Below are 13,262 nucleotides of genomic sequence, written 5' to 3'. Positions count from 1 at the left end.
ATGAGCACCCACCCTGTCGCCACGCAATCGTCGGTAGAAGAGTCCGTCAACTTGCCGGAGCCGCAGAGCCTGACCCCGGAGCGGCTCCGGGCGTGGGCCTGGCACCGGCAGGGACTGGACGGCTCGCTGGCCGGCCGCACGGCGGAGCAGGTGTTCGCCCGGGCGGGCTGGGCACGGTCTGTGGGCGGCGCCAATCCGTACCTCACGCTGTTCGCCCGCGCCGGCATCCGCCGCGAACAGGTGGACGCGGACGTCCTTGCCCACCGGATCCTCGAACTTCCCGTCGCGCGCGGCTGCACCTACGTCCTGGGCCGGGAGGACTTCGCCTGGGCGCTGAAGCTGGGCAAGGACGACGCCGAGGCGGTGCGGGCGCTAGGCCGGCTTGGCGTGGACCGGGGCGAAATCACGCTCCTGGAGGAGCAGGTGCTGCACGTGCTCGCCGAGGCGGAGGGGCCTATGGATCCGCGCCAGCTCAAGGAGGAACTGGGCGACTCGGTGCGGAACCTCGGCGAGGAGGGCAAGAAGAAGGGCGCCGCCACCACGCTGCCCACGGCGCTCGGGATCCTGCAGTCGCAGGGCAAGATCCGCCGCGTTCCGGCCAACGGGCGCCTGGACCAGCAGCGCTACGCCTACGAGCCCTGGGACCTGGCGCCCAGCGGCATCGACGACGACGCCGTGCGCACCGAGCTGATCCGACGCTACCTGGGCTGGACCGGGGGAGCCACGCTCAAGCAATCGCAGTGGTTCACCGGGTTCACGGTGGCGCAAAGCAAGGCGGCGCTCGCCGCCGTCGGCGCCGTCGAGGTGCCCACTGCCCTTACCACCGCCGGGGGTGACGCGCTGTGGATGCTGCCGGACGACGTCGGCCGCCTCGCCTCCTTCGACGCGCCGGCGGACGAACAGATTCAGCTGCTCGCCGGAACGGATTCCCTGTTCCTGCTGCGCCGCAACGCCGGGGACCTGCTCGCGGGGGAGGACCAGCACAGGCCTGCGCTGGGATCGCTCGCGCTGCAGGCCGATCTCCCGGACCATCCGATCCTGGACCGCGGCCGGATCATCGGACTCTGGCAGTACGAACCGGCCAACGAGCGGATCGTGCCCTGGCTGTTCCACGGCCCCACGCCTGCCGTGACACAGCGGATCGCCGAGGTGGAGGCCTGGATCCGCGAGGACCTCGGGGATTTCCGGGCCTTCAGCCTGGATTCACCGGCTTCCCGACAGAAGCGGATCGATGCGCTCGCGGCGTCTGCAGAAACCCCCGCGGCAGCGTCTTCTTCCGGCGGAGCCCGGTAGCCGGGAACGGATCAGGCGCGGTGCCCGGCGAAGAAGTCCCGCAGCAGCGCGGCGCACTCCTGCTCCCTGACGCCGGCAAACACTTCCACCCAGTGGTTGAGCCGGCGCTCGCGGAGGATGTCGAACACCGAACCCGCGGCGCCGGCCTTCTCATCCCAGGCGCCGAAGACCACCCGCGGAATCCTGGCGAGGACGATCGCTCCGGCGCACATCGCGCAGGGCTCCAGGGTGACCACCAGAGTGCAGTCCTCCAGCCGCCAGCCGTCGTCGCCCTTGCCTTCCTGGGCCCGGCTCGCCCGCAACCGCGCGGCGGCCTCCCGGATGGCGACCATTTCGGCGTGGGCCGTGGGGTCCCCGAGCGCCTCGCGTTCGTTTCGCCCGGCGCCCAGCACGGAACCGTCCGGTCCGATCACGACGGCGCCGATCGGCACGTCCTCGGTGGCCAGGGCATTCCGGGCCTCCGCCAGGGCAAGGCTCATCCATTGGGCATGGCGGGGCTCAGCGGCAGTCATGGGTCAATGATAGTTTCGATCCTAAGCATGCTGTGCAGCTCCGCTGTGCAGCCACAAGTAGTCGGGAGACGGCCGTGACCACACCAACAGAGAACTGGTTGGCGCGGCGCTGGGGCAAATGGGTGGTGCCCTACGCGGCCCTGTGGATCACCATGCTGATCGGCGGCGTGGTGGTGGTGATCCTGGCGCTGGTGACGGCCGAGGTCTACGACAACGTGGTGGACGACGCCGGTCTTGCGAACTTGGACAGGCCGACGCTGGCGTTCATGGAGCAGCTGCGCAGCCCTGGCCTGGACGCCTTTGTCACCGGGTTCACAAATATCGGCGGCGGCATCGGGATGCCCATCCTGGGCAGCATCCTGACAGCGCTGCTGATCTACAAGTCCCGGAGCTGGCGGCCGCTGATCCTGATCGGCGGCGCTGCCGCCGTGTCGGTGACTGCCACAGCCCTGGGCAAGAAAATGATCGGCCGCGCCCGCCCGGACCATGCCGACGCGGTGCCACCCTACGAGACCTCGCCGTCGTTCCCGAGCGGGCACACGCTCAACACCACGGTGGTGATCGCCCTCGTGGTGTACCTGGCCTGCCTGGAGATCAAGCGGACCAGCGCCCGGATCGCCCTGATCGCCGCCGGTGTGATCTTCATCGTCGCGATGGGCCTGAGCCGGGTCTATCTGGGCCATCACTGGATGACCGACGTGATCGTCGGGTGGGTCATCGGGCTGGCCTGGGTGGGGATTGTGATCCTGGCCCACAGGTTCTTCCATGTGCTGCGACGCCGCGAACACGCAGGGGCCGCGCCGACCTTCGGGCATCCCGCCCACCTCCACGACAGGGCCGACGCCGGCAGCCCCGCCAGCCCTGCCGGCGGCACTGCTCAGGCTCACGCGAACGACGCCGAACCCCCCGGCCCCGCGGGACGGTCCTCCGCATCCGGGTGATAGTTTTGACCCATGCGCACTCTCGTTGTGGACCACCCGCTGGTCGCCCATAAGCTCACCGTTCTGCGGGACAGGAACACCCCGTCCCCGGTCTTCCGCCAGCTCACCGAGGAGCTTGTGACGCTCCTCGCCTACGAGGCCACGCGTGACGTCCGCACGGAACCGGTGACCATCGAGACGCCGGTCAGCACCACGATCGGCACGGCCTTCACCAAGCCGACCCCGCTGGTGGTCCCGATTCTCCGGGCCGGGCTGGGCATGCTGGAGGGCATGACCAAGCTGGTCCCCACCGCCGAGGTCGGCTTCCTGGGCATGGCCCGTGACGAAGAGACCCTGGACATCATCACGTACGCCGAGCGCCTCCCGGAAGACCTCACAGACCGGCAGATCTTCGTCCTGGATCCCATGCTGGCCACCGGCGGAACCCTGCGCGAGGCCATCAAGTTCCTCTTCAAGCGCGGCGCCTCCGACGTCACCTGCATCTGCCTCCTGGCCGCCCCCGAGGGCCTGGCCAAGCTGGAGGAAGAGCTCTCCGACGCCAACGTGACGATCGTCCTGGCCTCCATCGACGAGAAGCTCAACGAGAAGTCCTACATCGTGCCCGGCCTGGGTGACGCCGGAGACCGCCTGTACGGCATCGCCGGCTAGGGGCAGTCCCCGCACGGGTCCGCTCCTCCTGCCAGTGACCGCGATCCCTTCCGCATTGCCGCGGTCCGCGCTAGCCTGTGCGGCATGGATTGGAAACTTGAACTGGTGTTCGTCCCGGTGTCCGATGTGGACCGGGCCAAGGATTTCTATGTCAACAAGGTGGGCTTCAACGCCGACTACGACGAGCGGCCCATGGAGGGGATCCGGTTCGTCCAGCTGACACCGCCGGGCTCCGGCTGCTCGATTGCCATCGGCGAGGGCCTCAACGACGCCCCGCCCGGTACGGCGCCGAGCCTTCAGCTGGTGGTCAGCGACATCCAGGCCGCGCACCAGCAGCTCAAGGACAACGGCGTGGATGTCAGCGACGTCGAGATCGAGGACTGGGGACACTTCGTCCACTTCGCCGACCCCGACGGCAACAAGTGGGCGGTGCAGTACATCCCCAGCCGGCCGAACGGCTGATCCCGTCCGGCTGCGTGGCAGCTTTGCAGCATCCGTGAAGTGGTCCTTTCGTGACGCCTGCCCGGAGGGTTGGGCGGGGCCTTAAGGCAGGATGGAAGCATGAGCTTTCCGTCCCATGCCAGCACCACGACCCTGACCGCGCGTGCCGTCCTGTTCGACATGGACGGCACGCTGGTCGACTCCACCAGCATCGTGGAGCAGGTCTGGACCACTTTCGCGGACCGCTACGGCCTGGATATCGGCGAGATCCTGCGCACCTCCCACGGGGTCCAGGCCATGGACACGGTCCGCAGGTTCGCACCGGCCGGGTCCGACATCCAGGCCCTCGCGGCCGAGCTCGGCCGGATGGAGCTCGCTGAGACCCGCGGCATTGTTCCGGTGCCGGGTGCCCTGGAGCTGCTGGCCAGCCTCCCGACGGATGCCGTGGCGCTGGTGACGTCAGCTTCACGGGACCTGGCCGGGGTCCGGATGGCGGCCGCGGGCATCGGCATCCCGGCTGCCTCGGTCACCTCGGAGGACGTCTCGCGGGGCAAACCCCACCCGGAGGGATACCTCCGGGCCGCCGCCCTGCTGGGTGTGGACCCGGCCGACGCGGTGGTGTTCGAGGACGCTCCGGCCGGGATTGCCGCCGGAATCGCCGCCGGCATCCCGACTGTTGCGGTGGGACCGAACGCCGGCGACCTTCCCGACGGCGTGCACCACATTCCCGACTACTCCGGGGTTTCCGTGACCACGCACATCACCGCCGACGGCCTGCGCACCCTGTCCTTCACGTTCTAGGCCACCGGCGCCTGCCCGGCCGGCTTACCTTGCCAGCAGGTAGACTGTGGTCCCGCCCACGGTCTGGGCGGTGAAATTGGCCTGCACCCAGGCGGCGATCTGGGCGGCGTCATTGGATCCGGATTCGCCTTGCATCATGCGCCCTACGATGAAGTAGTGGATCTTCCCGTCGGCCACGTACTGCTGGAACTGTGCCAGCGTTGGCGCCGGGTCCGTGCCGTTGAACCCGCCCACGGCCATCACCGGGAGCTGGGTGGCCAGCTGGTAGCCGGCGGCGTTGTTGGACCCGACGACGGCGGCGGCCCACGTGTACGTGCCGGCGTCCGTCTCCAGCGCGGTCACGAGGGCCGATGCCGGCGTGCTGACCCCGAGCAGGCCGCCCATTCCACCTGCCCCGCCCGCACCCTGGCCGCGGCCGACCCCGACAGCGTTAGTGGCGTTGCCGGTGGCCGCCGTTGCACCGCCGAAGGCCGGCGGCAGCCCGGCCCCGCCCCGGCCGGACACGGCCGGTCCGGCGCTGACGATCGAGCCGCTGTGGGCGGTGGCCGCGGTGGACAGCGAGTACGCCAGCGGTCCGGCGAGGGCGGCGACGACGGCGAGCCCCGCCGTCGTCCGTGCCATGCCCGCGGATGCCCGCTTGACCGGTCCACTGGCTTCCTTGAGCCCCGGGGCCGCGGAGGCCAGCACCAGGCCGGCGGCGGTGAGGGAGCCCAGGAGCACCACCCAGCGCAGCCACGGTACGAACGTCGCCGTCCGGCCGAGGAGCTCGGAGGCCATGGCCCCGGCCGCCACGATCGCGACGGCGAGGACGGCGGCGGCCACGGGCTGGTCCCGCCGCTGCCAGAGCAGGACGCCGCCGAGTCCGGCAAGCCCGGCGATCCCGGGGGCCAGCGCCACCATGTAGTACGGGTGGATGATCCCGGCCATGAGGCTGAAGGTCAGGCCGGTGACGGCAACCCAGGAGCCCCAGATGATCACGGAGGCCCGTACCGCGTCGGTGCGTGGAGCGCGGCGGCCCAGCCAGAGCAGCCCCGCTCCGAGCAGCAGCACCGAGGGCAGCAACCAGGCGATCTGGCCGCCGAACTCGCTGTTGAAGAGCCGGAACAGCCCGGGCGTGCCCCAGCCGTTGCCGCCGCCCACGCTGCCGGTTTCCTCGCCGTTCAGCCGGCCCAGGCCGTTGTAGCCGAGGGTCAGTTCCAGGATGGAGTTGTTCTGCGAGCCGCCGATGTACGGCCGGTTCGCGGCGGGAATGAGTTCGACGGCGGCCAGCCACCACCCGGCCGCGACGGCCATCGCCGCGCCCGCGGAGAGCAGGTGGAGGATCCGTTTCCCGGCCGCGGCCGGAGCCGCGAGCAGGTAGGCCAGGGCGAAGCCGGGGACAACCAGCAGGACCTGCAACTGCTTGGTGAGGAACCCGAAGCCCAGGAGCGCCCCGGCGAACAGGAGCCAGCGCAGCCGCGCATCCTGGATTGAACGCAGCACGGCGTAGGCGGCCGCGGTCATCAGCAGCACCAGCAACGCATCGGGGTTGTTGAACCGGAACATCAGCACGGCCACCGGTGTCAGGGCCATGACCGCACCGGCCAGGAGCCCTGCACGGTGGGCCAGCCGGGCGTCGGCCGTGGCGGGCGCCGCGGACCGGCGCACGGCCAGATAGAGGAGCCAGACCGTACCGACCCCCATGAGCGCCTGCGGGACCAGGACGCTCCAGGAACTCAGCCCGAAGATCCGCACGGACAGCCCCATCACCCACAGCGAGGCCGGCGGCTTGTCCACGGTGATGGCGTTGGCGGCGTCGGACGAACCGAAGAACCAGGCCGTCCAGTCCTGCGACCCGGCCTGTGCCGCCGCGGAGTAGAACGCGTTCGCCCAGCCGGAGGCGCCGAGGTTCCACACGTACAGCACGGCCGTGGCCAGGAGCAGGGCCGCGACTTCCAGCCGGTGCCGCTGCAGCGCCCGGGCGCCTCCGAGGGGCCGCACGCCGCCGGCCGGGGGCCCAAGACGCCTGGGACGTTCCGGGACCCGGGGCTGCGGAGGGCCCGGCGTGCGGGCCGGCGCCAGGCCGGGGCGGGGGCTCAGGGTGTCAGTCATGGCGGCCTAGGCTCCCAGCTTGTACACGGTGGAGTTGCCCACGGTCTGGGCCTGGTAGTTGGCCGCGACCCAGGTGGCGACCTCGGAGTTGCCCCCGCGGCCTCCGCCCATGCCGCCCATGCCGCCGGAGATGAAGTAGCCGATCTCGCCGCGGTCCACCATCGCCTGGAACTGTGCGAGCGTGGGGTAGGGGTCGCCGCCGTTCCAGCCGCCGAGGGCGATCACGCTGGTGCCGGTGGCGAGTTCCAGGCTGGCGGCCTGGGTGGCGCCGGAGACAACCGCGGACCACTTGGCGTTGGAGGACTGCAGCAGCGCTGTCAGCTCGGCCGAGGCGGTTTCCCCGCCGGGGCCGCCGGCGGCTAGGCCGCCCGTGCTGCCGCTGGTGCTGCTGCCAGTGCTGCTATCGGTTCCGTCACGGCCGGTCCTGCCTGCCGCCCCGAAGCCGCCACCCATCGCGGAGGCGGTGGGCCCGGAGGTGGGGATCGAACCGGAATGCGGCTGGGCCACGGTGGCCAGTGTCCACGCGGTGCTTCCGAGCCCGCCGGCGACCAGGGCCAGGATCACGACGCCGGCCGTGGCGGCCTTGCGGAACCGTGCCGGAAGCGCGGCCAGGCTGTCCACCCGCACGAGCAGTGCGGCGGCGGCGAGGACGCCAAGGACCACCACGATCACCCGCAGACCGGGAAGCCAGGCCGGGTCGCGGCCCAGGAGCACCGCGGACCAGACCGAGGTGGCCAGAACTGTCACAGCCAGGACAATCCGGGCGGGCCAGTAGGCCCTGCCCCGCCACAGTTCGAGGGAGCCGATGCCCGCCAGGGCCGCAATCGCGGGGGCCAGGGCCACAGCGTAGTACGGATGCACGGTGCCGCTCATGAAGCTGAAGATTCCGGCGGTGATTACCAGCCAACCGCCCCACAGCAGGAGCGCCGCCCGGGTCTTTGAGGTCCGGGCCTCGCGCCGAGTGAACCAGAGGCCTGCGGCCAGCAGGATCAGGGCTGCCGGCAGCAGCCAGGACACCTCGCCGCCGAAACTGGTCCCAAACATGCGGGTGATCCCGGCCGTGCCGCCGAAGCCCACGTTGCCGTTGCCGCCCGGGCCGCCGGCATTGCCTCCGGGCATTCCCCCGCCGGAGCCGGTGATCCGGCCCAGGCCGTTGTAGCCGAACGTGAGTTCCAGGAAGCTGTTGGTCTCCGAGCCTGCCATATAGGGGCGGACCGAGGTCGGGGTCATTTGGAACAGGGCAATGTAGCTTCCGGCCACCACCACAATGCCTGCGCCGGCGGCCAGCAGGTGCAGGAGCCGGCGGCCGAGTGTAGTGGGCGCCGCCCACAGGTAGGCCAGGGCCAGCCCGGGAACGATCAGGAAGCCCTGCAGCATCTTGGACAGGAAGGCCAGCCCGATCACCGCGCCGGCCGCGGCAAGCCACTTCCAGCCGGCCTTCTCGATGGCGCGCGTGGTGAGGTAGGCGGCCAGCACCAGGCACATGGTCAGCATGGCGTCCGGGTTATTAAACCGGAACATCAAGGCCGCCACCGGGGTCAGCGCCAGGGCGCCGCCGGCGAGCAGGCCCGCGGCCGGTCCGGACACCCGCTTGACGGTCAGGTACAGAAGGCCGACGGCGGCCACGCCCATGAGTGCCTGGGGAATGAGCATGCTCAGTGCCGAGAACCCGAAGATCCGTCCCGCCAGGGCCGGGATCCAGAGGGCCGCTGGCGGTTTGTCTACCGTGATGGCATTGCCGGGGTCGAGGGAGCCGAAGAGCAGCGCGGTCCAGTCCTTGGTCCCGGCCTGGATTGCGGCGGCGTAAAAGGAGTTGGCGTAGCCGGTGGCTTCCAGGTTCCACAGGTACAAGGCCGCGGTGACCCCCAGCAGCAGCGCCGCCGCGGGCCGGACCCAGCGGGGCTGCCGGCCGAACAGCAGGCGGTCCCGGCGGCTTAGGGGTGCTGGCGGGTTGGGCGGCGCGCCGGCGTCCTCGGATGCCGGGAGGGTCGTTTCCGGGTCCAGGGGCGGGCTGCCGGCCGGTGACCCGGCAAGGGAGCCGGCGGTGGGGCTGATGGTTGCCGTCATTTACTTGGCCTTTTCTGTGCGGGTTCTGTACGGGGGAGGGAAGCCTCGGGGGCGGCGGGCACCTGAGCGGTGCCAGGGGCGGTGGGCTCCGCAACGGTGATGGCGGCGTCCGGCGCCGGGACGGTGTTAGTCCGCCGGGGGTGGAAGACCACCAGCCGGAAGAGCAGGAATTTCACGGCCGTGGCGGCCAGATTGGCGGCGGTGACCGTAAGCAGTTCGAGCCAGCGGTCCGGTGTGGCTCCTGACGTGGCGTGAACCAGGGCGAGGGTGCCCGAGGTCAGGGCCAGGCCGATCCCGAAGACCAGCAGCCCCTCGAAGTGGTGGCGTGCGGCCTGGCTGCCGCCGTGGATGCCGAACGTGAAGCGCCGGTTGGCCGCGGTGTTGGCCACGGCGGTGGTGAGCAACGCGAGGAAGTTTGCCAGCTGCGGGTCCATGATCTGTCGGCAGAGCAGGAAGATTGCCAGGTACGCCAGAGTGGAGGCCACCCCGATGCTGCCGAAGCGGACCAGCTGCCCGAAAAGGCTTCCGCCGGGGCTTTGTTCCTGGAACCGCGAGGACGCCGGCAGCGGTCCGCGGGCAAGTGCGGCGCGCAGTTCGGGAACCGGGATCCGGCCCGAAACCAGGTCCCGGCTCAACCGTGCCATGCCGCGCAGGTCCGCGAGGGCGGTCTGGACGATGTCCACGCTGGAATCGGGGTCGTCGGTCCAGTCCACCGGGACTTCGTGGACGCGCAGGCCGCACTTTTCTGCCAGCACCAGCAGTTCGGTGTCGAAGAACCAGGCGTTGTCCAGGGTGTGGGGGAGCAGTTGCCGGGCCACGTCCGCCCGGATCGCCTTGAACCCGCACTGGGCGTCGCTGAAGTGGGCCCCCATGAGGGACTGCAGCAGGAAGTTGTAGCTGCGCGAGATGAACTCCCGCTTGGGTCCGCGGACCACGCGTGAGTTGCGGGTCAGCCGGGTGCCGATCGCCAGATCGGAGTGCCCCGAAATGAGCGGGGCGAGCAGGGGGCCGAGGGCCGCCAGGTCCGTGGAAAGGTCCACGTCCATGTAGGCCAGGACCGGCGACGGCGAGGAGAGCCAAACTTTGCGAAGCGCGTTTCCCCGGCCCTTTTCGGCCATGTGGACCACCTTCACTTCGCGCAACTCACGGGCCACGCGCTCCGCGGTCTTGAGCGTTCCGTCGGTGCTGGCGTTGTCCGCCACAGTGATCCGGAAAGAGTGCGGGAAGGCGCCGATAAGGTACGCGTGGAGCCGGCGCAGGCACGCTTCAAGGTCCCGCTCCTCGTTGAAGACCGGAATCGTGACGTCCAGCAACGGTGTGCTGCCGCGTGTGTCAATGGGTGCGCGCCGGCCGCCGGTGCCGGTAAGGGCTCCGGCGAACGGTCCCGGGGCCGGCACATCGGTCACGGTAAGCCCTGACGATGCCGGCCCGGACGATGCAGGCCCCGACGGCTCAAGTCCGGACGGGGAGGGCGGGGCCGCCGGACCGGCCGGCGTCTCCGTGGAACGGGACAGGGTTCCTGTGGCCTGGTCTGTGGATGTCATGGCTCAACTTTCCCGCCGGCCCATATGAGGGCTTTAGGGCCGAGCTGTGCGGGGGCTGTGGAAGTCCGGAGCCAGGCCGGCCGGCCAAAATCGTACCGGCCGCGGACGCACAGGAGGCCCCGGATCCGCGTGGATCCGGGGCCTCAACCACCCTCGCCGGGCGGTACGGCTAGTGCCGGTTTAGTACCAGTTGTGTGCGTAGTGGAAGTTCAGCGCGCCGCAGGGGGAGCCGTAGCGTTCCTTGACGTAGTTCAGGCCCCAATTGATCTGGGTCCGGTAGTTGGTCATGTAGTCGGCACCGGCGCTCGCCATCTTCGAGGCGGGCAGGGACTGGACCACTCCGTAGGCGCCGCTGCTGGCGTTGGTGGCGGTGGTCTTCCAGTCCGATTCCTTGGTCCAGAGCTTCTGCAGGCACTGCATCTCACCAGGGGCCCAGCCATAGCTGCCCAGCTGGGACGCGGCGTACGCCTGGGCTCCGGCGGGGTCGTCCACAGCAACCGGTGCCGGTGCGGGAGCGGGGGCCGGTGCAGGAGCGGCTGCGGGAGCCGGGGCCGGCGCGGGAGCGGCTGCGGGAGCCGGGGCCGGTGCGGGTGCAGCAGCAACCGGGGCGGCCGGGGGCTCGGCGGCCTTGACTTCCGAGAGCGTGGGTGCCACGTTTTTTTCCGCCGGAGCGGCGATCTGGACTCGTTCGAAGTTGAGCTTGGCCAGCGGGTCGGCGCTTGTGGCCGTTTGGCTGCCCGCAGCATTCGCGTGAGTGCCCGGCTCCGCCGCCTGGCTGGCGGCGCCGCCTCCCACCAGCAGGGCGCAAGCGGCGGTTACGACGGCGGCGCGGCGGGCAGTGATGCCGAGTCCGGTAGCCAGCTTGGACAGGGCGGATGCCTGCGTGGCCGGTTCGGCGCGGTGGCGCGACTTAGTGGAGCGGAAATGGGAATCGCCGTCAGGGCGCGTTTGTACCTGGAATTCAGTCATGATGGGCCTCTCAACGCCGGCGGAGTTAGCTGTCGGGTTCGGATGAGGTCATCCGGCCGCACGGAAAATCACGTGTCGGCTTCACCCCGAGGGCGCATGAATGCAGAATGCCCGGGAACTCTGGGTCCCCCGCCTCTGCCTGGTCCAGCGGAATCCGGGAAGCGGCAGAGTTTGGCGTCCGTCCGGATATGCGGCACCAATGGAGGCCGCACCACAACGACGCTACAGGACCTCGGCGCTTAAGTCACATTTTGGTAACAGGAGTCACAGCGGGCGGGGTGTCGGCTTGCGCAGAACCATCTTGCGGGTGGGAAGTGAATCCTGCTGGGCCTATGCCGACGGCGGCGCCGCGGGCAGCCGCACCGCAAACTCCGTGCGGCCGGGCCGGGAGGTGACTTCAACGGTGCCCCCGTGGGCCTCCACAATCGACTGGACAATGGACAAGCCCAAACCGCTCGTGCCCTCGGAGGTCGGGGCGTGAGCAGCTGCCCCGGCACTGCCACGGCTGCCGGAAGGAGTATCGGAAACGGCGCCGGAAGCCGGGCGGACGGCGGGCCCGGACCTGGCCCCCGCCGTCGCAGCGACCGGTGTGTTGGCGGGGCTGGCGGTGGGATTGGTGCGAGCAGCGTCGGCCCGTGCGAACCGGGCGAAGACCCGGCCGATGAATTCCGGTGCGATGCCGCTGCCGTTGTCCGTCACGGTAACCACGGCGCTTCCATCAGCCGAACGCATGACGCCCGTGACCACTGTGGTCCCGGGGTCCGTGTGTTTGCGCGCATTGGACAGGAGGTTGGCGAGGACCTGGTGAAGCTGGGTCGCATCGCCGCGGACCACCACGGGCTCCTCCGGAAGTTCCAGCTGCCAGACCCGGTCCGGGGCCATGACTTTCTCATCGCTCACCGTCTCGATGGCCAGCTGCGTGAGGTCGACGTCGCTGACCTTCAGCGGCTGTCCCTCGTCCAGGCGCGCCAGCAAAAGCAGATCCTCAACCAGGGTGGTCATCCGTTCGGACTGGCTTTGCACGCGGGCGAGGGACCTCTCGCCGTCGGCGGTGAAGTGCTCGGTCATCCGCATCAGCTCGGTGTAGCCGCGGATAGCCGTCAGCGGCGTGCGGAGTTCGTGCGAGGCATCGGCGACAAACTGCCGCACCTTCATCTCGCTCTCCTGCCGCGCCTCCAGGGCGTTGGAGACGTTGTCCAGCATCTGGTTCAGCGCGTAGCCCACGCTGCCCACCTCCGTGCCCTGGTGGGCGGCCGACGCCGGGACGCGCACCCCGAGCGCCACCTCACCTGCGTCCAGCGGCAGACGAGAGACCTTGGTGGCGACCTCGGAGAGTTGTTCCAGCGGCTTCATGGTCCGCCGGATCAGGGCCGTGCCGGCCAGGCCGATCAGCACGAGTCCGCCTGCGGAGACCACCACCATGGTCCAGACCAGCGAGGCCAGGGTGCTTTGCTTTTCGGCCAGCGGAAGCCCAGTGACAATCACGTCGCCATAAGGTGTGCGGACAGCGGTGAGCCGGTAGGCGCCGACCGTGAGGTTGCGATCCACGGGCACACCGTTGGGGGTCAATGCCAGGAGGACCGCGTTGTCCTCGGGGGAGAGGCTCTTGCGGGTGGCGTCTCCGGCCAGGAACCCGGGATTGCTGACCTCGCCGTCCTGAATGCGGGCATTGAGCGTCCCGATGCCCTGGCCCCGGGCGTCGAGAGGGTCGGGGCGGCCGCCGGCGGTGCCGGGCAGGGGCCGGCCGAACTCGCTGGACCGGTGCGAAGCATTGCTGAGCTGGTCATCGAGCTGCCGGGTCAGGAAAAGGTCCATGGAGGCGTAGCTGAACAGTCCCACGGCGCCGCAGATGGCGACCAGCAGCGCCATGGCAACCAGGACCAGCCGGGTGCGCAAATGCCAGGTGGACGGGTTGCGCCAGTCGCGTCCGGGGACGCGGGTCATGCCGGAAAGGG

11 protein-coding genes and 1 riboswitch are annotated in these 13,262 nt (G+C 70.0%); of the genes, 5 read left to right on the top strand and 6 right to left on the bottom strand.

The features are described 5' to 3' along the window. Entirely contained in the window at nt 1-1,293 is a 1,293-nt protein-coding gene (locus AC1DDO_RS05345) for a DNA glycosylase AlkZ-like family protein (RefSeq protein WP_476867329.1), read from the top strand. Nucleotides 1,294-1,304: 11 nt separating this feature from the next. On the opposite strand, the gene AC1DDO_RS05340 is transcribed toward AC1DDO_RS05345, so the two are convergent. After that, on the bottom strand, nt 1,305-1,805 hold the full coding sequence (locus AC1DDO_RS05340; protein WP_476867330.1) for a nucleoside deaminase: 501 nt from the start codon (nt 1,803-1,805) through the stop codon (nt 1,305-1,307). Between the two features lie 74 nt (nt 1,806-1,879). Here AC1DDO_RS05340 and AC1DDO_RS05335 point away from each other — a divergent pair, with 74 nt between their 5' ends. The 4 genes from AC1DDO_RS05335 (at nt 1,880) to AC1DDO_RS05320 (ending at nt 4,636) form a co-directional block, all read left to right on the top strand. Further along, nucleotides 1,880-2,746 (top strand): phosphatase PAP2 family protein, encoded by an 867-nt coding sequence (locus AC1DDO_RS05335; protein ID WP_476867331.1) that lies wholly within the window; start codon nt 1,880-1,882, stop codon nt 2,744-2,746. 12 nt (nt 2,747-2,758) lie between these two features. After that, nucleotides 2,759-3,394, top strand: coding sequence for a uracil phosphoribosyltransferase (gene upp / locus AC1DDO_RS05330; RefSeq protein WP_441410938.1), 636 nt, complete (start codon nt 2,759-2,761; stop codon nt 3,392-3,394). Nucleotides 3,395-3,478: 84 nt separating this feature from the next. After that, entirely contained in the window at nt 3,479-3,856 is a 378-nt protein-coding gene (locus tag AC1DDO_RS05325; protein ID WP_476867333.1) for a glyoxalase superfamily protein, read from the top strand. 99 nt (nt 3,857-3,955) lie between these two features. After that, complete coding sequence (locus AC1DDO_RS05320) at nt 3,956-4,636, top strand: HAD-IA family hydrolase (protein WP_476867334.1); 681 nt, start codon at nt 3,956-3,958, stop codon at nt 4,634-4,636. Between the two features lie 24 nt (nt 4,637-4,660). On the opposite strand, the gene AC1DDO_RS05315 is transcribed toward AC1DDO_RS05320, so the two are convergent. From AC1DDO_RS05315 to AC1DDO_RS05295, 5 genes are all read right to left on the bottom strand, one after another. Then, nucleotides 4,661-6,727 (bottom strand): glycosyltransferase family 39 protein, encoded by a 2,067-nt coding sequence (locus AC1DDO_RS05315; RefSeq protein WP_476867335.1) that lies wholly within the window; start codon nt 6,725-6,727, stop codon nt 4,661-4,663. Nucleotides 6,728-6,733: 6 nt separating this feature from the next. Beyond that, on the bottom strand, nt 6,734-8,794 hold the full coding sequence (locus tag AC1DDO_RS05310; protein WP_476867336.1) for a glycosyltransferase family 39 protein: 2,061 nt from the start codon (nt 8,792-8,794) through the stop codon (nt 6,734-6,736). Beyond that, a complete protein-coding gene (locus AC1DDO_RS05305) occupies nt 8,791-10,338 on the bottom strand; it encodes a bifunctional glycosyltransferase family 2/GtrA family protein (RefSeq protein ID WP_476867337.1) in 1,548 nt (515 codons plus the stop codon). Before AC1DDO_RS05305 ends, AC1DDO_RS05310 begins: the two co-directional genes overlap by 4 nt. A 180-nt stretch (nt 10,339-10,518) precedes the next feature. After that, on the bottom strand, nt 10,519-11,307 hold the full coding sequence (locus AC1DDO_RS05300; protein WP_476867338.1) for an aggregation-promoting factor C-terminal-like domain-containing protein: 789 nt from the start codon (nt 11,305-11,307) through the stop codon (nt 10,519-10,521). A 2-nt stretch (nt 11,308-11,309) separates the two neighbouring features. Next, a riboswitch (cyclic di-AMP (ydaO/yuaA leader) is annotated at nt 11,310-11,467 on the bottom strand. A 170-nt stretch (nt 11,468-11,637) separates the two neighbouring features. Continuing rightward, nucleotides 11,638-13,251: a sensor histidine kinase gene (locus AC1DDO_RS05295; protein ID WP_476971585.1), complete on the bottom strand. Its 1,614-nt coding sequence runs from the start codon at nt 13,249-13,251 to the stop codon at nt 11,638-11,640. Nucleotides 13,252-13,262: the final 11 nt, after the last annotated feature.

Source organism: Arthrobacter sp. 10N43 (assembly GCF_056394525.1).
The sequence above is the reverse complement of the archived record's forward strand: the minus strand, read 5'-3'. Positions and strand labels throughout refer to the sequence as shown.

What these genes read in the sequence shown, in the direction of transcription:
- AC1DDO_RS05345 (WP_476867329.1), top strand. Translation starts at nt 1, where the DNA reads ATGAGCACCCACCCTGTCGCCACGCAATCGTCGGTAGAAGAGTCCGTC.
- AC1DDO_RS05325 (WP_476867333.1), top strand. Translation starts at nt 3,479, where the DNA reads ATGGATTGGAAACTTGAACTGGTGTTCGTCCCGGTGTCCGATGTGGAC.
- AC1DDO_RS05305 (WP_476867337.1), bottom strand. Translation starts at nt 10,338, where the DNA reads ATGACATCCACAGACCAGGCCACAGGAACCCTGTCCCGTTCCACGGAG.
- AC1DDO_RS05300 (WP_476867338.1), bottom strand. Translation starts at nt 11,307, where the DNA reads ATGACTGAATTCCAGGTACAAACGCGCCCTGACGGCGATTCCCATTTC.
- AC1DDO_RS05310 (WP_476867336.1), bottom strand. Translation starts at nt 8,794, where the DNA reads ATGACGGCAACCATCAGCCCCACCGCCGGCTCCCTTGCCGGGTCACCG.
- upp (WP_441410938.1), top strand. Translation starts at nt 2,759, where the DNA reads ATGCGCACTCTCGTTGTGGACCACCCGCTGGTCGCCCATAAGCTCACC.
- AC1DDO_RS05295 (WP_476971585.1), bottom strand. Translation starts at nt 13,251, where the DNA reads ATGACCCGCGTCCCCGGACGCGACTGGCGCAACCCGTCCACCTGGCAT.
- AC1DDO_RS05320 (WP_476867334.1), top strand. Translation starts at nt 3,956, where the DNA reads ATGAGCTTTCCGTCCCATGCCAGCACCACGACCCTGACCGCGCGTGCC.
- AC1DDO_RS05315 (WP_476867335.1), bottom strand. Translation starts at nt 6,727, where the DNA reads ATGACTGACACCCTGAGCCCCCGCCCCGGCCTGGCGCCGGCCCGCACG.
- AC1DDO_RS05340 (WP_476867330.1), bottom strand. Translation starts at nt 1,805, where the DNA reads ATGACTGCCGCTGAGCCCCGCCATGCCCAATGGATGAGCCTTGCCCTG.